This is a genomic window from Massilia sp. KIM (assembly GCF_002007115.1).
GTDB lineage: Bacteria > Pseudomonadota > Gammaproteobacteria > Burkholderiales > Burkholderiaceae_D > Telluria.
In genome coordinates this window covers 353,426-373,355 of the sequence record NZ_MVAD01000002.1, presented here as the reverse complement: position 1 = coordinate 373,355, position 19,930 = coordinate 353,426, and the positions used below count along the sequence as shown (strand labels likewise).

General features: G+C 67.3%; 21 protein-coding genes and 1 pseudogene. 11 read left to right on the top strand and 11 right to left on the bottom strand.

The window, feature by feature from the left end; genetic code table 11:
* Window positions 1-990 carry a 1,2-phenylacetyl-CoA epoxidase subunit PaaA gene (gene paaA, locus B0920_RS16405; protein ID WP_078033735.1) on the bottom strand — a complete coding sequence of 330 codons (990 nt, stop codon included), beginning with the start codon at window positions 988-990 and terminating at the stop codon, window positions 1-3.
* Between the two features lie 95 nt (window positions 991-1,085).
* On the opposite strand from paaA, the gene paaX reads away from it, so the two are divergent.
* From paaX to B0920_RS16390, 3 genes are read left to right on the top strand one after another with little or no spacing between them, the layout of a single operon-like run.
* Entirely contained in the window at window positions 1,086-2,015 is a 930-nt protein-coding gene (gene paaX, locus B0920_RS16400) for a phenylacetic acid degradation operon negative regulatory protein PaaX (RefSeq protein WP_078033734.1), read from the top strand.
* A gap of 55 nt (window positions 2,016-2,070) precedes the next feature.
* Window positions 2,071-3,204: a M14-type cytosolic carboxypeptidase gene (locus B0920_RS16395; protein WP_078033733.1), complete on the top strand. Its 1,134-nt coding sequence runs from the start codon at window positions 2,071-2,073 to the stop codon at window positions 3,202-3,204.
* A 58-nt stretch (window positions 3,205-3,262) separates the two neighbouring features.
* Entirely contained in the window at window positions 3,263-3,496 is a 234-nt protein-coding gene (locus B0920_RS16390) for a hypothetical protein (RefSeq protein ID WP_078033732.1), read from the top strand.
* A gap of 1 nt (window position 3,497) precedes the next feature.
* Here the strand turns inward: B0920_RS16390 and B0920_RS16385 are convergent, their stop codons facing one another.
* Genes B0920_RS16385 through pmbA form a run of 3 tightly spaced genes read right to left on the bottom strand, consistent with a single transcriptional unit; the run spans window position 3,498 to window position 5,539 of the window.
* The gene (locus B0920_RS16385) at window positions 3,498-3,929 is read right to left on the bottom strand and encodes a DUF1801 domain-containing protein (protein WP_078033731.1); all 432 of its coding nucleotides are present in this window, start codon (window positions 3,927-3,929) and stop codon (window positions 3,498-3,500) included.
* A gap of 8 nt (window positions 3,930-3,937) precedes the next feature.
* On the bottom strand, window positions 3,938-4,177 hold the full coding sequence (locus tag B0920_RS16380; RefSeq protein ID WP_078033730.1) for a hypothetical protein: 240 nt from the start codon (window positions 4,175-4,177) through the stop codon (window positions 3,938-3,940).
* 9 nt (window positions 4,178-4,186) lie between these two features.
* Window positions 4,187-5,539 (bottom strand): metalloprotease PmbA, encoded by a 1,353-nt coding sequence (gene pmbA / locus B0920_RS16375; protein ID WP_078033729.1) that lies wholly within the window; start codon window positions 5,537-5,539, stop codon window positions 4,187-4,189.
* A gap of 94 nt (window positions 5,540-5,633) precedes the next feature.
* Between pmbA and yjgA the strand changes: the two genes are divergently transcribed.
* The 3 genes from yjgA to B0920_RS16360 are packed head-to-tail and all read left to right on the top strand — an operon-like array spanning window position 5,634 to window position 7,552.
* Complete coding sequence (gene yjgA, locus B0920_RS16370) at window positions 5,634-6,230, top strand: ribosome biogenesis factor YjgA (RefSeq protein WP_078033728.1); 597 nt, start codon at window positions 5,634-5,636, stop codon at window positions 6,228-6,230.
* Window positions 6,211-6,825, top strand: a complete 615-nt coding sequence (gene mog, locus B0920_RS16365; RefSeq protein ID WP_078033727.1) for a molybdopterin adenylyltransferase — start codon at window positions 6,211-6,213, stop codon at window positions 6,823-6,825. Before yjgA ends, mog begins: the two co-directional genes overlap by 20 nt.
* A 58-nt stretch (window positions 6,826-6,883) precedes the next feature.
* Entirely contained in the window at window positions 6,884-7,552 is a 669-nt protein-coding gene (locus B0920_RS16360) for an alpha/beta hydrolase (protein WP_078033726.1), read from the top strand.
* A gap of 185 nt (window positions 7,553-7,737) precedes the next feature.
* Here B0920_RS16360 and B0920_RS16355 read toward each other — a convergent pair whose 3' ends face one another.
* Window positions 7,738-9,063 carry an aspartate aminotransferase family protein gene (locus tag B0920_RS16355; protein WP_078033725.1) on the bottom strand — a complete coding sequence of 442 codons (1,326 nt, stop codon included), beginning with the start codon at window positions 9,061-9,063 and terminating at the stop codon, window positions 7,738-7,740.
* 113 nt (window positions 9,064-9,176) lie between these two features.
* On the opposite strand from B0920_RS16355, the gene B0920_RS16350 reads away from it, so the two are divergent.
* Window positions 9,177-9,731, top strand: coding sequence for a carboxymuconolactone decarboxylase family protein (locus B0920_RS16350; protein WP_078033724.1), 555 nt, complete (start codon window positions 9,177-9,179; stop codon window positions 9,729-9,731).
* A gap of 180 nt (window positions 9,732-9,911) precedes the next feature.
* Here the strand turns inward: B0920_RS16350 and B0920_RS16345 are convergent, their stop codons facing one another.
* The 3 genes from B0920_RS16345 to B0920_RS16335 all read right to left on the bottom strand — a co-directional run bounded on the left by B0920_RS16345 (window position 9,912) and on the right by B0920_RS16335 (window position 11,857).
* Entirely contained in the window at window positions 9,912-10,766 is an 855-nt protein-coding gene (locus tag B0920_RS16345) for a fumarylacetoacetate hydrolase family protein (protein ID WP_078033723.1), read from the bottom strand.
* Between the two features lie 90 nt (window positions 10,767-10,856).
* Entirely contained in the window at window positions 10,857-11,213 is a 357-nt protein-coding gene (locus B0920_RS16340) for a cytochrome c family protein (RefSeq protein ID WP_078033722.1), read from the bottom strand.
* Entirely contained in the window at window positions 11,210-11,857 is a 648-nt protein-coding gene (locus tag B0920_RS16335) for a cytochrome c (RefSeq protein ID WP_078033721.1), read from the bottom strand. Before B0920_RS16335 ends, B0920_RS16340 begins: the two co-directional genes overlap by 4 nt.
* Window positions 11,858-11,937: 80 nt before the next feature.
* Here B0920_RS16335 and B0920_RS16330 point away from each other — a divergent pair, with 80 nt between their 5' ends.
* Genes B0920_RS16330 through B0920_RS16315 form a run of 4 tightly spaced genes read left to right on the top strand, consistent with a single transcriptional unit; the run spans window position 11,938 to window position 16,104 of the window.
* A complete protein-coding gene (locus tag B0920_RS16330; protein WP_229455674.1) occupies window positions 11,938-12,348 on the top strand; it encodes a cytochrome c family protein in 411 nt (136 codons plus the stop codon).
* Window positions 12,345-13,274 (top strand): c-type cytochrome, encoded by a 930-nt coding sequence (locus B0920_RS16325; RefSeq protein ID WP_078033720.1) that lies wholly within the window; start codon window positions 12,345-12,347, stop codon window positions 13,272-13,274. Before B0920_RS16330 ends, B0920_RS16325 begins: the two co-directional genes overlap by 4 nt.
* Window positions 13,271-15,775 (top strand): cytochrome c oxidase subunit I, encoded by a 2,505-nt coding sequence (gene ctaD / locus B0920_RS16320; RefSeq protein ID WP_078033719.1) that lies wholly within the window; start codon window positions 13,271-13,273, stop codon window positions 15,773-15,775. The genes B0920_RS16325 and ctaD overlap by 4 nt, the downstream gene beginning before the upstream one ends.
* A gap of 2 nt (window positions 15,776-15,777) precedes the next feature.
* Window positions 15,778-16,104 carry a hypothetical protein gene (locus B0920_RS16315; RefSeq protein WP_078033718.1) on the top strand — a complete coding sequence of 109 codons (327 nt, stop codon included), beginning with the start codon at window positions 15,778-15,780 and terminating at the stop codon, window positions 16,102-16,104.
* 153 nt (window positions 16,105-16,257) lie between these two features.
* Here the strand turns inward: B0920_RS16315 and B0920_RS16310 are convergent, their stop codons facing one another.
* The 3 genes and pseudogenes from B0920_RS16310 to B0920_RS16300 form a co-directional block, all read right to left on the bottom strand.
* Entirely contained in the window at window positions 16,258-17,574 is a 1,317-nt protein-coding gene (locus B0920_RS16310) for a sorbosone dehydrogenase family protein (RefSeq protein ID WP_078033717.1), read from the bottom strand.
* A 93-nt stretch (window positions 17,575-17,667) separates the two neighbouring features.
* On the bottom strand, window positions 17,668-18,915 hold the full coding sequence (locus tag B0920_RS16305; RefSeq protein WP_078033716.1) for an MFS transporter: 1,248 nt from the start codon (window positions 18,913-18,915) through the stop codon (window positions 17,668-17,670).
* A 1-nt stretch (window position 18,916) separates the two neighbouring features.
* Window positions 18,917-19,918, bottom strand: a pseudogene (locus tag B0920_RS16300) (KamA family radical SAM protein); the annotation flags it as partial.
* Window positions 19,919-19,930 lie beyond the last annotated feature (12 nt).

The following is a 19,930-nucleotide window of genomic DNA, read 5'->3' as shown; positions in this document are numbered from 1 at the left end:
TCAGGCCGCTGCCTTGCGGGCTGCCTGCTTGTCGGCGTGGGCCACCAGGGCGTCGCGGAACCACTGGCCGTCCTCGTAGGCCTTGACGCGGGTGCGCAGGCGCTCGCGGTTGCAGGGGCCGTTGCCCTTCAGGACGTTGTGGAACTCGTCCCAGTCGATCTTGCCGAAGTCGTAGTGGCCGCGCTCCTCGTTCCACTTGAGGTCCGGATCGGGGATGGTCAGGCCCAGGTATTCGGCCTGGGGCACGGTCTGGTCGACCATGCGCTGACGCAGCTCGTCGTTGGAGAACAGCTTGATGCGCCAGCGGGTGGATTGCGCGCTGTTGACCGACTCGGCGTCCGACGGGCCGAACATCATCAAGGACGGCCACCACCAGCGGTTGAGCGCGTCCTGGGCCATCGCCTTCTGCTCGGGCGTGCCGCGCGCGAGGCTCATCATGATGTCGTAGCCCTGGCGCGCATGGAAGGACTCTTCCTTGCAGACCCGGATCATGGCGCGCGCATACGGGCCGTAGGAGCAGCGGCAGAGCGGGATCTGGTTGATGATGGCCGAGCCGTCCACCAGCCAGCCGATGGCGCCCATGTCGGCCCAGCTCAGGGTCGGGTAGTTGAAGATGCTCGAATACTTGGCCTTGCCCGAGTGCAGGGCTTCGAGCAGCTCGTCGCGCGAGACGCCCAGGGTCTCGGCGGCGCTGTACAGGTAGAGGCCGTGGCCGGCTTCGTCCTGGATCTTGGCCAGCAGCACGGACTTGCGCTTGAGCGTGGGCGCGCGCGTCACCCAGTTTCCTTCCGGCAGCTGACCGACGATTTCCGAGTGGGCGTGCTGCGAGATCTGGCGTACCAGGGTTTTGCGGTAGGCTTCGGGCATCCAGTCCTTGGGCTCGATCTTGATGCCGGCGTCGATACGCGCCTGGAAAGCCTGTTCTTCGGCGCTCATGTCTTCGGCCGTCTGCACCTTCTTGAGGCCGGTCTCCACCATTTGTGCGTACATGCTTGTCTCCGTTGCAAACCTCTTCAATCCATAATACGATACAAAAAATTGGATGTACACAAAAATTTTGAATCATATTGCGGCCGATTAGCTTGATGAAACGACTCTCCAGCAGCGAGTGGATCGCCGCTTTCCTGGCCCTCGAGCCGCCCCGCCACAAGTCGCTGGTGATGACCCTATGCGGGGACGCGATGGCGCCCCATGGCGGGGGTTTCTGGCTGGGCAGCATGATCGAACTGCTGGCCCCTCTGGGCGTGAACGACCGGCTGGTGCGCACCAGCGTGTTCCGCCTGGTGCAGGAAGGATGGCTGGTAGCCAGCCGCGAGGGAAGGCGCAGCCGCTACACGCTGGAGCCACGCGCCCTGCCACGTTTCGAGCGCGCCAACCGGCGCATCTACGCGCCGCCGGGCCTGGACTGGAACGGCCGCTGGACCCTGGTGCTGGCGCCCAACGGCAGCATCGACGCCGAGCTGCGCGGCCTGCTGCGCAAGGAGCTGCAATGGGAAGGCTATGCGATGCTGGCCCCGGGCATGATGGCCCACCCCGCGCCCGACCGCGACAGCCTGCGTGAAATCCTGCAGCGCTGCGAAGCCCGGGACAAGGTCTTCGTATGCGAAGCCGACGAGCTGCCGGGCGTCGGCTCCCGTCCCCTGCCCCAGCTGGTGGGCGACGGCTGGGACCTGTCTGGCGTGGTGGCGGACTACCGCCATTTCATCGAGGGCTTCGCGCCCCTGGCGGCGCTGCTGGAGCACAAGGGCGAACTCACGCCCCAGGATGCGTTCGCGATCCGCAGCCTGCTGATCCACGCCTACCGCCGCGTGCAGTTGCACGACCCGATGCTGCCGGTGGCCCTGCTGCCCCAGCCCTGGCCCGGATCTGAAGCCTATGCGCTGGCGAAAACCATCTACCTCCAGACCTGGGCGCTGGCCGAAGAACACGTGCTGGCCATGCTGCGCCGCGAGGACGAGGCCACGCCGGACGCCGACGCCGCCTTCTACGAGCGCTTCGGCGGGCTGCGGCGCTAAGGCCAAACGCGGTATCATCTCGCCTTCTACCGCTCTTCCCAACACAGGACTTACCATGTCTATCAAGATCAGCAGCCAGTTCGACGCTGGCGCCATCGATGTCGTGAACGCCACGAGCGCCAGCGCCATCGACCTGAACATCCGCAAGGATTCGCACGCCGACATCATCCAGTGGTTCTACTTCCGCCTCCAGGGCGCGCAGGGCGAGCCCTGCACCATCCGCTTCCTGAACGCGGCCCAGGCGGCCTATCCGGCGGGCTGGGAAGGCTACCAGGCGATGGCGAGCTATGACCGGGTGAACTGGTTCCGCGTGCCGACCTCCTACGACGGCAAGGTCTTGACCATCGAGCACACCCCGGCCATGGACAGCGTCTACTACGCCTACTTCGAGCCGTATTCGTGGGAGCGCCACCTGGAGCTGCTGGACCGCGCCCAGATGTCGGAGCAGGTGCGCATGGTGGACCTGGGCTCGACCGTCGACGGCCGCGACCTCAACATGCTGATCATCGGCGAGCCCGCCGAGGGCAAGAAGAAGGTCTGGGTGATCGCCCGCCAGCACCCGGGCGAGACGATGGCCGAGTGGTTCGTCGAGGGCATGCTGGACGCCCTGCTCGACCCGGCCCATCCCTTTGGCCGCCAGCTGCTGAAGGAGAGCGTGTTCTACGTGGTCCCGAACATGAACCCGGACGGCTCGGTGCGCGGCAACCTGCGCACCAACGCGGCCGGCGCCAACCTGAACCGCGAGTGGCTGAACCCGAGCATGGAGCGCAGCCCGGAAGTCTTCCTGGTCAAGCAGAAGATGCACGAAACCGGCGTCGACCTGTGCCTGGACGTGCACGGCGACGAGGGCCTGCCCTACGTGTTCGTGGCCGGCAGCGAGTCGCTGCCGAACTTCACGGCCGAGCAGGCGGCGCGCCAGAAGGCCTTCATCGAAGACTTCAAGATCGCCAGCCCGGACTTCCAGGACGTGCACGGCTATGGCGAGACGCCCTACACCGAAGAGACCCTGACCATGGGTTCGCCGCACATCACCCATGCCTTCGGCTGCCTGTCGCTGACCCTGGAGATGCCCTTCAAGGACAACGCCAACGACCCCGACCCGCAGGTGGGCTGGGACGGCGCGCGCAGCGCGCGCCTGGGCGCGGCGGTGCTGCAGCCGGTGCTGAAGGCGATCCGCGCGGACAAGTAATCGGGCAACCCGTCATGCGGCGCCGGCCTCCCGGCGCCGTTTTTCATTGGAGGATCAGATGAGCGTATTTGCTGCACCCGTGTTCGACGCCACCGTCGTCTACGAAGGCCAGGAGCTGTTCAAGGGCCGTGGCGCCGCCCAGGGATGGGCGGACAAGGTGGCGAAGGAACTGGAGACCGAGGTGACCGTCGAGAAGATCGGCACCGGCTGGGCGCTGCGCGCCACGGTCGACGGCGAAGCCCGCAGCTGGGGCATCTTCGGCCAGCGGCTGAGCCGCATCGATCAGGCCTGAGTTACTTCTTCGCGGAAACGTCAAATTGCCGGCGCGTCGCCGCGATGGATTCGACGATTAATTTCTCCAGCACTGAGCGGTCCACCTCGGCGAGCGCACGCAGCTGCAGGCAGGCCTTGCCCATCTTGTGCCGGCCCAGCTGCGCCAGCAGCTCTTCTTGTCGCTCAGCATTTGAGCTCAAGTAGATGCTGATGTCACTCTTGCGCGCCGAAAAGCTGACCAGGGCGGCGTCACCCTCGCGCCCGCTCTCATAGCGGTAATGGTAGCTGCCGAAGCCGACGATGGACGCGCCCCACATCCTGGGCGGCTCGCCGGTCAGTTGGCGCATCAGGCCCACCAATGTCTCGCAATCGGTCCGGCGCGTGGGGTCGGGGATGGCATCCAGGTAGGCCTGGACGTCGGCGTCGGTGGCAACCGTCTTGTTGCTTGCCACCGCCAGCCTCAGAGTTCGACGCCCAGGTGGGTCTTGACCCAGGCATTGGCATCCTGGGCACTGTCGAAGTGCAGGGTCGCGATGCTGGTCTTGTCCGGCGCCAGGAAGGTGGCGTAGACCTTGCGGCTGTCGTTGCCCGAGCTGAGCAGGTCGGACTGCTGGGACAGCTCGACGGTGGCGATCAGGTCGAGGTTGAGCAGCACGGTCTTCGGACTGCTCTCCTTGTCGATACGGATGAATCGGCTCATGCTGCCTCCTCAGTTGCCGGCGACGACCATCTTCTCGATCAGGATCGAGCCGACGGACTTGTTTCCGCGCGCCAGCACGTCGGCGCCGACGGCGACGATTTGCTGGAACATCTCGCGCATGTTGCCGGCGATGGTGATTTCTTCGACCGGGTACTGGATCACGCCGTTCTCGACCCAATAGCCGGAAGCGCCGCGCGAGTAGTCGCCGGTCACGTAGTTGACGCCCTGGCCCATCAGTTCGGTCACCAGCAGGCCGGTGCCCATCTTGCGCAGCATGCCTTCGAAGTCGTCGCCGCGCTTCGTTTTGGTGGACACGAACTGGAGGTTGTGCGAACCGCCGGCATTGCCGGTGGTCTGCATGCCCAGCTTGCGTGCCGAATACGAAGACAGGAAGTAGCCCTGCAGCACGCCATCCTTGACCACCTTGCGGCGCACGGTCTTGACGCCCTCCTCGTCGAAGGGGGCCGAACCGACGGCGCCGATCAGGTGCGGGTCTTCGATGACCTGGATGTGGTCCGGGAACACCTGCTTGCCCAGGGTGTCGAGCAGGAAGCTCGACTTGCGGTAGAGCGAGCCGCCCGACACGGCCTGGACGAAGGCGCCGATCAGGCCGGCGGCCAGCGGGGCCTCGAACAGCACCGGGCAGGTGCGGGTGTCGAGCTTGCGCGCGTTCAGGCGCGCCAGCGCGCGCTCGGCGGCGTAGCGGCCGATGGCTTCCGGCTGGGCCAGCTGGGACGGGTCGCGCGAGGACGAGTACCAGTCGTCGCGCTGCATCTGGTTGCCCTTGCCGGCGATCGGCGCCACCGAGATGGTGTGGCGCGAGAACGGATAGCCGCCGATGAAGCCGCGGCTGTTGGCACCCACGAAGTGCGACTGCTGCACGTAGACGCTCGCCCCTTCGCTGTTGCTGATGCGCGGGTCGACTTCGAAGGCGGCGTTCTCGCAGCGCTTCGCGAGCTCGACCGCTTCCTCGGTGGAGATCTGCCAGGGGTAGAACAGGCGCAGGTCGCGCGGCTTGGTCTCGAGCAGCTCGGCGTCGGGCAGGCCGGCGCAGTCGTCCTCGGCGGTGAAGCGGGCGATGTTCCAGGCCGCTTCGACGGTGGCGCGCAGCGAGCTGGGCGAGAAGTCCGAGGTGTTGGCGTTGCCGCGGCGCTGGCCGTAGTAGACGGTGACGCCCAGGCCCTTGTCCTTGTTCTGCTCGATGGTCTCGATATTGCCTTTACGAACAGAAACCGACAGCCCACTGCCCTCGCTGATTTCGACCGAGGCGTCGGTCGCGCCCTGTTTGCGGGCGATCGCCAGTACATCGCGGGCGAGCTGCTTCAGCTGATCCTGGGAGTGGGTAAAAAAGGAATCGTTCATGTGGTGTTTTTCGTAGCGAGCCCTAAAACAGTTATCATAGCAGCCGTTTACAGTTTTCACCGTTGGCCGTCTTGCCAATCGGATCATCCATATCATGCCTAATGCAAACCGCGGCTCCGTGGGCTTCCAGTCCAACGAGTTCGAGCAGGAATACGAACGTCCATCCAAGTCTGAGCTCAAGCGCCAGTCCAACGAGCTGCAGAAGCTCGGCGAACTCCTGATCGCCGAGCCGCGCGACCGCGTCAAGCGCGTCCCGATGCCGGACGAGGTCAAGGACGCGATCCTGATGTGCCAGACCATCACCAATCACGAAGGCCGCCGCCGCCAGCTGCAGTACGTGGGCAAGATGATGCGCACCCTGAACGAGGAAGAAGTCGACATCATCAAGCGCACCATCGACAGCTGGAAGGGCGCCTCGAAGGCCGAGACCGCGGCCCTGCACGCGCTGGAGCGCCGCCGCGAGAAGCTGCTGGCCGACGACAAGGCCCTGACCCAGCTACTGTCCGAGCACCCGCAACTGGACGCCCAGCACATGCGCACCCTGATCCGCAACGCGCGCAAGGAGCAGGCCGAGAACAAGCCGCCCAAGGCCTACCGCGAGATCTTCCAGATCCTGAAGGACCTGGCCAAGCAGCCCAAGACGCAGGACGCCGACGACGAGGAAGTTGCGGATGAATCCGACGACGAATGACGAACTCGTGATTGGCCTGGTGTCGGTCTCCGACCGCGCCAGCGGCGGCGTCTACGAGGACAAGGGCATCCCCGCCCTGCGCGACTGGCTGGCCCAGGCCATCACCACGCCCTACCGCATCGAGACCCGCCTGATCCCCGACGAGCGCGCCGGGATCGAGCGCACCCTGGTCGAGCTGGTGGACGAGGCGCGCTGCCACCTGGTGCTGACCACCGGCGGCACCGGCCCGGCGCGCCGCGACGTGACGCCCGAGGCCACCCTGGCCGTCGGCACGAAGGAGATGCCGGGCTTCGGCGAGCAGATGCGCCAGATCAGCCTGAAGTTCGTGCCGACCGCGATCCTGTCGCGCCAGACCGCGGTCATCCGCGAGACGGCGGACCACGCCGCCCTGATCATGAACCTTCCGGGCCAGCCGAAGTCGATCAAGGAAACCCTCGAGGGCCTGAAGGACAACGATGGCAAGGTGGTGGTGGGCGGCATCTTCGCCGCCGTCCCCTACTGCATCGACCTGATCGGCGGCCCCTACATGGAAACCGACCCGGCCGTGAGCAAGACCTTCCGTCCCAAGTCGGCGCTGCGTCCGCCGGCGGCTTGAACACCCTCCTCCTGAACAACGCGCAGGATCACGCGCAGGCTTACCCATAGGATTACGCATGAGCGAACTGTTGGAAAACATCGAGATCGAGACCGCGCCCAACCCGCGAGCCGCGATCATCTGGCTGCACGGCCTGGGCGCCGACGGCAACGACTTCGTGCCCATCGTGCGCGAACTGGACCTGGCCGGGCTGCCGGGCATCCGCTTCGTGTTCCCGCATGCGAAGACCATGCCGGTGACCATCAACGGCGGCTACGTGATGCGCGCCTGGTACGACATCATCGGCACCGACCTGACCCGCCGCGAGGACGAAGCCGGCCTGCGCGCCTCGCAGCGCGAAGTCGAGGCCCTGATCGCGCGCGAGAAGGCGCGCGGCATCCCGGCCTCGCGCATCATCCTGGCCGGCTTCTCGCAGGGCTGCGCCATGACCCTGCAGACCGGCATGCGCCATCCCGAGAAGCTGGCCGGCATGCTGTGCCTGTCCGGCTACCTGCCGCTGGCGGCGGTGGCCGGAACGGAACGCAGCGAAGCCAGCCTGCAGACGCCGGTGTTCATGGCGCATGGCCGCCAGGACCCGGTGGTGCCCTTCCAGCGCGCCGAGCAGTCGCGCGAGGTGCTGGAGGCGCTGGGCTATCAGGTGGAGTGGCATGCTTATCAGATGCAGCATTCGCTGTGCCTGGAAGAGGTGCAGGATATCGGGAAGTGGATCAGGAAGGTGTTGGCCTGATTCTGCGTTAGCGGTTTGCTTGCAAACTTGGGTTCCCGCCTACGCGGGAACGACGTGCTTACGTAGGTGGCCTGGAGTCGGCTCGGTCGACCTTTTCGCCGCCCCCTCCAACGTCGTTCCCGCGAAGGCGGGAACCCAAGTTTCTCACCCCACCACGACCGCCGCCCTGTCGCCACAGGAAGCGCTCACTGCCTCAACGCCTCCTCCACCGCATCCTCCAGCCGCGACACGATTTCCGACAAATCCGCCGCCGTCGCAATGAAAGGCGGCGCCAGCAGCACGTGGTCGCCGCGCTGCCCATCGATGGTCCCGCCCATCGGATACACCATCAAACCCTTCTCCATCGCCTTCTGCTTGAGCACCGCATGCAGCCTGCGCTCCGGCGCGAACGGCTCCTTGGTCTCGCGGTCCTGCACGAACTCCAGCGCCAGGAACATGCCGCGTCCGCGAATATCCCCCACGTGCTCGTGCACCCCGAACACGTCGCCCAGCATGCGCCGCAAGGTGGCCCCACGGCTGCGCACCCGCCCCAGCAGGTCGTCGCGCTCGATCACCTTCTGCACCGCCAGCGCGGCCGCCGCCGCGACCGGATGCCCGATGTAGGTGTGCCCGTGCTGGAAGGCCCCGCTGCCGTGGCGGATGCAGTCCACGATCGCCTTGTGCGCCAGCACCGCGCCGATCGGCTGGTAGCCGCCCGCCAGGCCCTTGGCCACCGCCACGATGTCCGGCGCCACACCCTCCTGCTCGATCGCGTACATGGTGCCGGTGCGCCCCATCCCGCACATCACCTCGTCGGCGATGAAGAGGATGCGGTGGCGGTCGCAGATCTCGCGCACGCCCTTGAAGTAGCCGGGCGTGGGCGGGATGGCGCCGCCGGTGGCGCCCACCACCGGCTCGGCGCAGAAGGCGAGGATGTTCTCGGGACCGGTTTTCAGGATGGTGGTTTCCAGCTCGTCGAGCAGGCTGGCGGTGTATTCGTCCACGCTCTGGTGCCCGGGGCGGTTACGGTATTCGTAGCAGGCGGACACGCGCACCGTGTCCATCAGCAGCGGCGCGAAGGCCTTGCGCCGCCATTCGTTGCCGCCCACCGCCAGCGCACCCAGGGTGTTGCCGTGGTAGCTCTGGCGGCGCGCCAGGAACAGGTGGCGCTGCGGTTCGTTCATCTCCACCCAGTACTGGCGCGCGAGCTTGAGCGCCGTCTCCATCGCTTCCGAGCCGCCCGAGACCAGGTAGACCCCGCTCAGGTCCTGGGGCGCGCCGGCTACCAGGCGGTCGGCCAGCTCCTCGGCCACCTCGGTGGTGAAGAAGCTGGTGTGGGCGTAGGCGCAGCGCTCGATCTGGCGGTGCATGGCGGCGATGACGTCCGGGTGGCCGTGCCCCAGCGAGGACACGGCTGCCCCGCCGCTGGCGTCGAGATAGGTCTTGCCGTCGGCGGCGCGGATGGTGATGCCGTCGGCGCCGACAGCGACCGGCGGGACCTGGCGCAGGTTGCGGTGGATGATGTGACTCATGGCGGATCTCCGGGAGAAGTCAAGGATTGACAATAATCGTGGTCGAGCCCTCTTCTTTTGATTTTTACCGCACGGCATGCAAATATTTTGCCGGACCCACCTGGACACCACACATGAGCGACCGACTCGGCCCGATTCCCGACGCAGACCTGACCCCGGCCCAGCGCGCCGCCGCCCAGGAGATCATCAACGGCCCGCGCGGCGCGGTGTACGGGCCCTTCGTGCCGCTGTTGCGCAGTCCCGAGCTGATGGGGCTGGCGCAGCGCATGGGGGAATACCTGCGCTACCGCAGCGCGGTCGGGATCCGCCTGTCGGAGCTGGCCATCCTCGTCACCGCGCGCCAGTGGGACCAGCAGGTGGAGTGGACGATCCACGCGCCGATCGCGGAGAAGGTCGGGATTCCGACGAACGTGATTTTGGCGATCTCGGAGCGCCGGCGGCCGGAGGGCATGCTGGTGGACGAGGCGGTGGTGCACGACTTCTGCGTCGAGCTGCACGAGCACAAGGCGGTGTCGGACCGGACCTATGCGGATGCGCTGGCCTTGTTCGGGGAGCAGGGGGTGGTCGATCTCATGGGGATCAACGGGTATTACACGTTTCTGGCGATGGTGATGAACACGGCCAGGACGGCGGTGCCGGAGGGGGATGGGTGGGTGTTGCCGGAGTGAGGGGGGGGTGAAAGCGAGCGTGTCCGGGGTGCATGCAAACTTGGGTCCCGGCCTTCGCCGGGACGACGTTGATAGGGTCAGCTGCGAAACTTACGGCCCTCGACTTCGGACACGCACGCTTTTACGTCGTTCCCGCGTAGGCGGGAACCCAAGTTCGTAGCGCAGATACTACGCTCAAACTCACTTCACCTTGGCAAACCCCACCACCTCCTGCTGCTGCTCCCCCAGCCCCGCGATCCCGAGCCTGAGCTTGTCGCCCTTCTTCAGGAAGCGCTGGGGCGATCTGCCCATCCCCACGCCCGGCGGCGTGCCGGTGGTGATGATGTCGCCCGGCTCCAGGGTCATGAAGCGGGACACGTAGCTCACGATCTGCGCCACCGTGAAGATCATGTTCGAGGTATTCCCGGTCTGCATGCGCTTGCCGTTCAGCTCCAGGTAGAGATCCAGGTCCTGCACGTCGAACACCTCGTCGCGCGTCACCAGGAAGGGCCCCACCGGGCCGAAGGTGTCGCAGCCCTTGCCCTTGTCCCACTGAGATCCCAGCTCGAACTGAAAGGCGCGCTCCGACACGTCGTTGACCACGCAGTAGCCCGCCACGTACTTGAGCGCCTCGTCTTCCTCGACGTATTGCGCGCGCGTGCCGATCACCACGCCCAGCTCGACCTCCCAGTCGGTCTTCTTCGAGCCCTTGGGCAGCTGGATCGGATCGTCCGGGCCGTTCAGGCAGCTGATCGCCTTGGTGAAGAAGATCGGCTCAGTCGGCACCGCCGAGCCGGTTTCGGCCGCGTGGTCCGCATAGTTCATGCCAATGCCGATGAACTTGCCCACGCCCTTGACCGGCACCCCGAGGCGCGGATTGCCGCGCACCAGCGGCAGGGTCTTCCAGTCGATCTTCGCCAGCTTGCGCAAGGCCTTGTCCGACAGGACCGACGCATCGATGTCGTCGATGATCCCGGACAGGTCGCGCAGGCGGCCCTCTTCGTCGAACAGGCCCGGCTTCTCTTTGCCCGGGCGGCCATAGCGCACCAATCTCATGTTGTTTTCCTTGTGAATGCGAGGGTCCGCGCGCCATGCGCGGACGAGCTGGCGATGATAGCAAGGATCGGCACGCAGCGTGCCGGCGGCCTACTGGGTCAGAAGATAGGCGCTGATGTCGAGCGCGTCGCGCTCGCTCACGCCCATCGCCGGCATGGCGGTCTCGGGATCGATGGATTGCGGATCGCGGATCCAGCGCACCAGGTTGGCCTGGCTGTTGGGCAGCTGCCCGGCGATGTACTTGCGCTTGGACAGGTCTTCGAGCGGCCGCCCGACGTAGACCTCGGAACCGGTCACGCCCGGCACCACGTGGCAGGCGTGGCAGGCATACTGGGTCAGGGCGATGCGCCCGCGTTCCGGGTCGCCCTGCACGCCGGCGGGCGGCGGCTTGTCCTTGCAGCCGGCCAGCAGCAGGACCGTGACCGTGACGAACAACAGGCTCCTCATGGCCGCCCCTCCTCTTGGGTTGCCGCCTGCGCTTGGAATTGAGACTGCGGGGACTGCGGGGACTGCAGGGACTGCGGGGACTGCAGGGACTGCGGAGACTGCGGAGACTGCGGCGACTGCGCGGTGACGCGCCGGTATTCGGCCGCCGACATCGTGGGCATGCTGGACACGAAAGCCACCACCGCCCACAGGTCGCTCTCGCTCATGTGATATTCCCAGGCCGGCATGCCGCTCATCTTGATGCCGTTACGGGTGATCCAGTACAGCTCCCGCGTTTCCCAGCGCTGGTGGGCGTCCGACAGCGGCCCCGGCGCTGGCTGCATGCTCATGCCGATGGTGGACTGGGCCACGCCCGGCCCGCCGTGGCACTGCGCGCAGTTGTCGCGGTAGACGGCGGCGCCGCGCAGCACCTGCTGCGGCGCGCCCAGCCTGGGCGCCACGATGTCCTGCGCGTGATGCTGGACCGAGTAACGCATGCCCTGCTCCAGCACCGCGTACACATAGGGGAAGTGCTGCTTGGTCGCGCCGATGTTGTACCAGCCGCCAAACAGCACCATCAGCCCCGCGGCCCCACCCACGAGCGCACCCAGCAGCAGCGTGCCGATCACGGTCTTGATGACGAGTCGCGTACGATTCGATAGCATGCAGATGAGCGTTCTGTTAAAAAAATTGCATCGTTTTTTGGGTATTATAAGAGCCAACTGTAAACCGCGAAAAACGATAGGTGCGCTACCTCAGCTACCCCACCCGCAGCATCGGATCGGCGTCCCCTGGCGGTCGCGCGGTCCTGTTCGCCGCGCTCGCGCTGCTCGCTGCCGGCTGCGCCAAGGAGGAACCCGGCGTGCGCGTCGCGGGTGGCGATCCGGAACAGGGCCTGCGCCTGGTGCGGCAGTACCAGTGCGGCGCCTGCCACGCGATTCCCGGCGTGCCGGGCGCGGGCGGCGACGCCGGCCCGCCGCTCGACCACACCGGACGCCTCGGCTACATCGCCGGCGGCATCCCCAACCAGCCCGCCAACATGGTGCGCTGGCTGCAGAACCCGCCCGCGCTCAAGCCCGACACCGCCATGCCCTCGCAAGGCGTGTCGGAGGAAGAAGCGCGCCACATGGCCGCCTACCTCTACACCCTGCGATGAACGGCACGCTGCAATCGGTCCTGCACCCGGCCGGCCTGGACGCGGCCATCATCAGCCAGTTCGCCTGGGTGCTGTTCGGCACCGGCACCCTGATCTTCATCGCCGTGATGGCCCTGCTGCTCCTGAGCATGCGGCGCCAGGCGCGTCCGGTGCGTCCAGCCCTGTGGATCGCGGGCGCGGGCGTGGCCTTTCCGGTCACCGTCCTCACCGCCCTGCTGGTCTGGAGCACCTGGCGCAGCGCCCAGCTGGCGCCCCAGACCTCGCGCAACGCCTTCACGATCTCGGTCACCGCCAAGATGTGGTGGTGGGAAGTGCGCTACCGCGACCCGGCCAGCGGGCGCGAGATCGTCACCGCCAACGAGATCCACATCCCGGTCGGCAAATCGGTCTACCTCGGCCTGAACGCGGCCGACGTGATCCACTCGCTGTGGGTGCCCAACCTGGCCGGCAAGCGCGACATGATTCCCGGCCGCGTCACCGGCCTGAACCTGCGCGCCGACAAGCCGGGGATCTACCGTGGCCAGTGCGCCGAATACTGCGGCGAACAGCATGCGCGCATGGCCCTGCACGTGGTGGCGGTGCCGCAGGCGCAGTTCGACGCCTGGCTCGCGGCCCAAGCGCGGCCGGCCCGTCCCGCCGACACCCGCGAGCTGCAACTGGGCCGCGCGGCCTTCCTCGAGCAGCGCTGCCAGTCCTGCCACACCATCCGCGGCGTGGCCGAAGGCTCGCGCCTGGGGCCGGACCTGACCCACGTCGGCAGCCGTATGCAGATCGGGGCCGGCACCCTGCGCACCCATCGCGGCGCCCTGGCCGGCTGGATCGCCGATCCCCAGGCCATCAAGCCGGGCGTCTTCATGCCCGCCTCGCAAGACCTCGACGGCGCCTCGCTGCGCGCCCTGGCCGCCTACCTCGAACACCTGAAATGACGCGCGACGACACCCTGCCCAACTCCCTGCCCCGCCCGCCCGGCGAGCTCGAACAGCTCGAGGAGGTCTGGCGCACGCCCAAGGGGTGGCGCTTCTTCAAGTCGGTCAACAACACCAACATCGGCCTGCTCTACATCGGCACCGCGCTGCTGTTCTTCGTCCTGGCCGGCATCCTGGCCCTCCTGATGCGGATCCAGCTGGCGGTGCCGGACAACACCTTCCTGAGCGCGTCCACCTACAACCAGGTGTTCACCATGCACGGCACGGTGATGATGTTCCTGTTCGCGATCCCGGTGGTGGAAGCGATCGCGGTCTACCTGCTGCCCAACATGCTGGGCGCGCGCGACCTGCCCTTCCCGCGCCTGTCGGCCTATGCCTTCTGGGCCTACGCCTTCGGCGGGCTGGCCTTCTTCTGCACCCTGTTCGTGGGCCTGGCCCCGGACGGCGGCTGGTTCATGTACCCGCCCCTCACCGGCAGCAAGTATTCGCCCGGCCTGAATGCCGATTTCTGGCTGCTGGGGATTGGCTTCATCGAGATCTCGGCCATCGCCGGCGCGATCGAACTGATCGTCGGCATCCTGTTCACGCGCGCGCCCGGCATGACCTTGTTGCGCATGCCGGTCTATGCCTGGTCGATGCTGGTGGTGGGCGTGATGATCGTGTTCGCCTTCCCCGCCGTGATCGCCGGCACCGCCCTGCTGGAGCTGGAGCGCGCCTTCGACTGGCCGCTGTTCGACGCCGAGCGCGGCGGCGACCCGCTGCTGTGGCAGCACCTGTTCTGGTTCTTCGGCCATCCCGAGGTCTACATCATCTTCCTGCCGGCGGCCGGCATGGTCTCGACCATGATCCCGACCATCGCCGGGCGCCCGCTGGTGGGCCGGCGCGCCATCATCGTAGCCCTGGTGGGCGTGGGCTTCTTCAGCTTCGGCCTGTGGGCCCACCACATGTTCACCAGCGGCCTGGGCGTGATGGAGATGAGCTTCGTCTCGGCCGCCAGCATGGCGGTGGCGGTGCCGACCGCGATCCAGGTGTTCGCCTGGATCGCCACGCTGTGGAGCGGCAAGGTGAAGATGAGCGCGCCAGCCCTGTTCCTGCTCGGCTTCATGTTCATCTTCGTGCTGGGCGGCCTGACCGGCGTCATGGTGGCCGTGATCCCCTTCGACTGGCAGGTGCACGACACCTATTTCATCGTCGCCCACCTGCACTACGTGCTGATCGGCGGCATGGTGTTCCCGGTGTTCGCGGGCATCTACTACTGGCTGCCGCTAATCAACGGCAACCAGCTGTCCGAGCGCCTCTCGCGCTGGATCTTCGGCCTGCTGTTCGGCGGCTTCAACCTCGCCTTCTTCCCGATGCACATCACCGGCCTGTACGGCATGCCGCGCCGGGTCTACACCTATCTGCCGGAAATGGGCTGGGACTTCCTGAACATGCTCTCGACCGTGGGCGCCTTCGTGTTCGCGCTCGGCGTGCTGGTGTTCATCGTCGACGTCGTGCGCACCCTGCGCAAACCCGAGCGCGAGGTCGGCAACCCGTGGAACGCGGCCACCCTCGAATGGCTGCCGTCCGAGGACTACGGCAACCGCAGCATCGCGCGCGTCCATTCGACCAACCCGCTGTGGGACCAGCCGACCCTGTCCGCGGAAGTGGCGGCGGGCGCGCATTACCTGCCCAACACCGTCACCGGCCGGCGCGAGACCATCGCCACCAGCCCGGTGGCGGGCGAGCCGCGCTATGTGATGGTGCTGCCGGGCGACAGCTGGCTGACCGTGCTGGCGGCGCTCGGCACGGCCGGCTTCTTCCTGCTGTTGACGGTCAAGCTGATGTGGCTGGCCTGGGCCTTCGGCATCGTGGCCGTGGGCGCGACCATCGCCTGGCTGTGGCAGTCCGACCGCGCGCCCGGCCTGAAGGAGGCGCGGATCGGGCGCGACCTGGTGCTGCCGGTGAACGCGCGCGGCACGGCCTCGCAATCGTGGTGGGGCACCTTCATCATGCTGGTGGTGGACGCCTTCATCTTCGGCTCCTTCGGCTTCGCCTACATCCACATCTCGATGCGGCTGGAGATCTGCCCGCCGCCGGGGGCCTCGCTGCCGGACGCGGTCTGGCCGATGGCCTCGGTGGCCCTGCTGCTGGCCGGCTCCGCGCTGATCTGGCTGGGCAGCCGCCTGGACCGCAAGTTCCTGCCCTGGCTGGCGCTGGCGGCGCTCGGCTGCGCAATCGCTTCCTTCTGCGCCGAGTGGCAGGGATGGCAGCTGGTGCGGCTGGACGGCAGCGCCAACGCATGGAGCGCCACCATCGCCACCCTGCTCGGCTACCAGGGCATGCACATCGTGCTGCTCATGCTCCTCGCCCCCTACCTGGCGCTGCGCGTGTGGCGAGGACACCTGACGGAGCACAGCCTGGCGACCTTCGACAACATCGCCCTGATGTGGCACTACACGACCCTGCAGGGCATCGCCGCGATCGCCCTGATCCGCGGGCTGCCCTTGCTGATGGAGTGAACATGCAGGACCAATTCTTCGTGCGGCTGTTGCGTGGGACCGGGTCCCTGCTGGTGTGGGCGCTGCACTTCACGCTGTGCTACGGGGTGGCGGCGGCGCAGTGCACGCCGGGCGGCTTGCGGACTGGCGGGCCGGACCGGGTGCTGCTGGGCGTGGCGACGGTCATCGCGCTGGGGCTGTGCGTGTGGCTGGGGTGGCGGGCGCAGATGCGCGTGCGCTCGGCGGATGCGACCCTGACCGACTGGTCCGCGCTGGTGGGGGCGGTGCTGGCGGTGGTAGCGATCGCGTGGAACGGGATCCCATTGCTGCTGGTCGCGGGCTGCGCTTGAGCCACCTCTGTCCTTTCAATTTCCCACAGCCTCAGCACGTCGTTCCCGCGCAGGCGGGAACCTAAGTTTTACGCGCAGTCGCGACGCATGCAAACTTGGGTTCCCGCCTTCGCGGGAACGACGTTCGAGGGCCAACGATCCATGAAGAGTGGCCTACTGCGCATTCGGCGTCACCCGCCAGATCGCATTACCCACATCGTCCACCACCAGCAGCGCCCCTTTCCCGTCCACCGCCACGCCCACCGGCCGGCCCATCGCATTGCCCTCCTTGTCGACGAAGCCATTCAGGATCTCCACCGGCTTCCCGTTCGGCATCCCATCCTTGAAGGGAACGAACACCACGTTATACCCCGACAGCGGCTTGCGGTTCCACGACCCGTGCTGCCCCACCACCGCGCCCCCCTCGAACTGCGGCATGAGCTGACCTTCGTAGAAGACCAGCCCCAGCGGCGCCACGTGGGCGCCGAGCGCGTAATCCGGCACGATGGCCTTCGCCACCAGGTCCGGCCGCGGCGGCTTGACGCGCTCGTCGACGTGCTTGCCGTACCAGCTATACGGCCAGCCGTAGAAGCCGCCGTCCTTCACCGAGGTCAGGTAATCCGGCACCAGGTCGCTGCCGATCTCGTCGCGCTCGTTCACCACCGTCCACAGCGCCCCGCTGTGCGGGTTCCAGGCCAGCCCGTTGGGATTGCGCAGCCCGGAGGCGAACAGGCGCGTCTTGCCGGTGGCGATGTCCACCTCGAGGATGGCGGCGCGGTCGACTTCCTTGTCCATGCCGTTCTCGGCGACGTTGCTGTTCGAGCCCGAGGTGGCGTACAGCTTGCTGCCGTCCTTGCTGGCGATGATGTTCTTGGTCCAGTGGTGGTTCAGCGGGCCGCCCGGCAGCGGGGCCAGGGTCTGCGGCTGCTCGGTGATCTCGGTCATGCCCTCGACGTACTTGAAGCGCACGATGCCATCGGTGTTCGCCACGTACAGGTTGTCGCCCACCAGCGCCATGCCGAAGGGCGAATTCAGGTTCTTCAGGAACACGCGCTTGAACTCGGCCACGCCGTCGCCATCGGCGTCGCGCAGCAGCGAGATCCGGTTGGCGCTCGGCACCGCCGCGCCGGCCCTGGTCATCACCTTCTTCATCACGTAGCCGCGCAGGCCCTTGCCGCTCTCCGGGCGCTCGGGCGCGTTGGTCTCGGCTACCAGGACGTCCCCGTTGGGCAGCACGTAGATCCAGCGCGGATGGTCGAGCGCGGTGGCGAAGGCGTTCACGGCCAGGCCGGGCGCTGCTGCCGGCGTGGCGCCCGAGGGCCAGCCCTTGGCCGGGGCGATGTCGACGGTCGGGAGAATCGACCTGACCGGCTCGGCGAGGACTGGTCGGGGACCGACATCGGCCCCCGCCGGCAAGGTCGACCTGTCGCCGCAGGCGGCGAGCAGCAACAGCAATGCGCCTGCACCCAGGCGCGGCAGAACAAAAGGCATGGTCGTTTCCTCAAGCGCTAACGAAATAGTGCAATTTTATATATACAAATAATTACACATCGTACGTTACCGCTGAGAAAACGCAAGCATTCCTCAGGCCACCGCCGGCGATTCCTGCGGCCGGCGCCGCGCGAAGGCCCACAGGCCGGGCAACTGGATCAGCACCAGCAGTCCGAAGGCGGCCTGGTAGGCGGCTGCCGGCGCGCGGCCCAGGGCGTCCGGCTTCCACAGGCCGACCACCAGCCCGAACCCGGCCTGCACCAGGAAGGCCCCGATGAAGATCAGGAGGTTGAGGAAGGTTGCCGCCCGCCCGGTGAGTTCGCGCGGCATGGCCTGCGCCACGATCGCGTACTCGATGCCGGTGACGGTGCCCACCAGGGTGAACATCACCGACAGCATGGGGAAGCTGGGCGGATGGTTGAACACGAAGGCCGCCTGCACCAGGACGAACATCGTCACCCCCGCCGCCGCCACGTCCAGGGGCGGCATGCCGCGCCGTCCCGCCCATTCGGTGATCATGCCCACCGCGATGGCCCCGAAGATCACCGCCGCCATGCCCAGGTAGAGCAGATAGGCCACGCCGTCCTCGGAGTAGCGCCCCACGTCCGACAGCCAGCGTCCGATCCACAGGCCCTGCACGCCGAAGAACACCGCGTGCGGGATGAGCACCAGCGAGCTCACCTTGCGAAAGGCCGGCGTGCGCCACACCTCGCGCAGCGCGCCCAGGAGCGGCGCGCGGCTCGCCCCCTGCCCTTCCATGCGCGGCGTGAGCAGGGCCACCAGCAGGCCGGTGCAGGCCACCAGAGCGGCCAGGATGACGAACAGGCCGCGCCAGTCGGTGTACTCGAGCGCCGCGCGCACCGGCATGGTGGCGGTGGCCGCCCCCAGGCCGCCCGCGGCGATCAGGTAGCCGTGCACCGAGGGCAGCCGGGAAGGCGCGATCCAGGTCGACAGCGCCTTGACCGCCGCCATGAAGCAGCCGCCCAGCCCGCAGCCCATCACCGCGCGCGCGAACAGCAGCTGGCCGAAGCCCGTGCCGTTGGCGAACAGCAGCGCCCCGCTCGACGCGGCCAGCATCATCGCCAGCTGCACCCGGCGCGGCCCGTAGCGGTCGAGCGCGATCCCCACCGGCAGCTGCGCCAGCGCGAAGGCGAAGAAAAAGGCGCTGGTGAGCAGCCCCAGTTGCCCGGGGCTGAGCGCCAGCTCGCCCACCAGGTGCGAGGCCAGCACCGCGTTCACGTTGCGCAGCAGCGAGGACAGGTAGTGCCCGAGCGCGAACGGCAGGAACACGGTGAAGAACACCGCCACGCCGGACAGGCGCGGCGTGCGGGGGGCCGTCATGTCAGGCCGCGTCTGCGTGGGGTTCGGCGCCGCGCTGGCCGGCCGGCACCAGCGGGATCACGCGCCCGCCGGGGCCGCGCAGCGGGCCGCCGCTTTCCATCTCGAAGAAGAAGCGGTCGCGCCCGAAGGCCGGCTTGAGGTGGTCGAGCCAGGTCGCCTCGGCGTCGTACTTGGCGAAGAAGGGCCGGCGCACCCATTCGGGGTTGCGGGCCTGGAGGAACTGCAGCGCGAACAGCTTTTCGCCGTTGATGGTCACCACGCCGTCGATCACGACCTTGCCCGGGAAGGCGCTCATCGACGGCCCGCGCACCGTGCGCGACAGGCCCGAGACCATCGAATAGGCTTCCTGGAAGATCTCGTGGGCGCGCGCCAGCGGCAGCGCGAAGTAGTCGCGCGGGCCGGTGTCGCGCTCGACGAACATGTAGTAAGGAATCGCGCCCAGGCGCACGCCGGTGGTCCACAGCTCGGCCCAGCTCTTCGGGTCTTCGTTGATGTGGCGGATCAGCGGCCCTTGCATGCGCAGGGTCGCGCCGGTGCCGACGATACGCTTGACCGCCTGCTGGGCGATGGGGTGGCGCAGCTCGACCGCGTGGCTGTAGTGGCCCATGATGGCCAGGTTCTTCCCCGAGCGGACCACCTTTTCGAACAGGCGCAGCAGGTCGTCGCTGTCCTTGTCGGAGACGAAGCGCTGCGGCCAGTAGGCCACCGACTTGGTGCCGATGCGGATGTTCTGGATGTGCTCGAGCTCCGGCGCCAGCAGCGGCTCGAGGAACTCGGCCAGCGAGCGCGTGTTCATGATCATCGGATCGCCGCCGGTGATCAACACGTCGGTGACGTCGGGATGGGTCTTCAGGTAGGACACCAGCTCGCTGCACTCGCGGGCGTCGAACTTCATGTCGTCCATGCCCACGAACTGCGGCCAGCGGAAGCAGAAGGTGCAGTAGGCGTGGCAGGTCTGGCCCGAGCTCGGGAAGAACAGCACGGTCTCCTTGTACATGTACTGATACAATACGCT

Excerpts from the sequence above, each read along its gene's own strand:
- B0920_RS16310 (WP_078033717.1), bottom strand. The coding sequence starts at position 17,574 with ATGCCTTTTGTTCTGCCGCGCCTGGGTGCAGGCGCATTGCTGTTGCTG.
- paaA (WP_078033735.1), bottom strand. The coding sequence starts at position 990 with ATGTACGCACAAATGGTGGAGACCGGCCTCAAGAAGGTGCAGACGGCC.
- pmbA (WP_078033729.1), bottom strand. The coding sequence starts at position 5,539 with ATGAACGATTCCTTTTTTACCCACTCCCAGGATCAGCTGAAGCAGCTC.
- B0920_RS16345 (WP_078033723.1), bottom strand. The coding sequence starts at position 10,766 with ATGAGATTGGTGCGCTATGGCCGCCCGGGCAAAGAGAAGCCGGGCCTG.
- B0920_RS16380 (WP_078033730.1), bottom strand. The coding sequence starts at position 4,177 with ATGAGCCGATTCATCCGTATCGACAAGGAGAGCAGTCCGAAGACCGTG.
- B0920_RS16325 (WP_078033720.1), top strand. The coding sequence starts at position 12,345 with ATGAACGGCACGCTGCAATCGGTCCTGCACCCGGCCGGCCTGGACGCG.
- B0920_RS16340 (WP_078033722.1), bottom strand. The coding sequence starts at position 11,213 with ATGAGGAGCCTGTTGTTCGTCACGGTCACGGTCCTGCTGCTGGCCGGC.
- mog (WP_078033727.1), top strand. The coding sequence starts at position 6,211 with ATGAATCCGACGACGAATGACGAACTCGTGATTGGCCTGGTGTCGGTC.
- B0920_RS16390 (WP_078033732.1), top strand. The coding sequence starts at position 3,263 with ATGAGCGTATTTGCTGCACCCGTGTTCGACGCCACCGTCGTCTACGAA.
- B0920_RS16360 (WP_078033726.1), top strand. The coding sequence starts at position 6,884 with ATGAGCGAACTGTTGGAAAACATCGAGATCGAGACCGCGCCCAACCCG.
- ctaD (WP_078033719.1), top strand. The coding sequence starts at position 13,271 with ATGACGCGCGACGACACCCTGCCCAACTCCCTGCCCCGCCCGCCCGGC.
- B0920_RS16315 (WP_078033718.1), top strand. The coding sequence starts at position 15,778 with ATGCAGGACCAATTCTTCGTGCGGCTGTTGCGTGGGACCGGGTCCCTG.
- paaX (WP_078033734.1), top strand. The coding sequence starts at position 1,086 with ATGAAACGACTCTCCAGCAGCGAGTGGATCGCCGCTTTCCTGGCCCTC.
- B0920_RS16395 (WP_078033733.1), top strand. The coding sequence starts at position 2,071 with ATGTCTATCAAGATCAGCAGCCAGTTCGACGCTGGCGCCATCGATGTC.
- B0920_RS16305 (WP_078033716.1), bottom strand. The coding sequence starts at position 18,915 with ATGACGGCCCCCCGCACGCCGCGCCTGTCCGGCGTGGCGGTGTTCTTC.
- B0920_RS16335 (WP_078033721.1), bottom strand. The coding sequence starts at position 11,857 with ATGCTATCGAATCGTACGCGACTCGTCATCAAGACCGTGATCGGCACG.
- B0920_RS16350 (WP_078033724.1), top strand. The coding sequence starts at position 9,177 with ATGAGCGACCGACTCGGCCCGATTCCCGACGCAGACCTGACCCCGGCC.
- yjgA (WP_078033728.1), top strand. The coding sequence starts at position 5,634 with ATGCCTAATGCAAACCGCGGCTCCGTGGGCTTCCAGTCCAACGAGTTC.
- B0920_RS16355 (WP_078033725.1), bottom strand. The coding sequence starts at position 9,063 with ATGAGTCACATCATCCACCGCAACCTGCGCCAGGTCCCGCCGGTCGCT.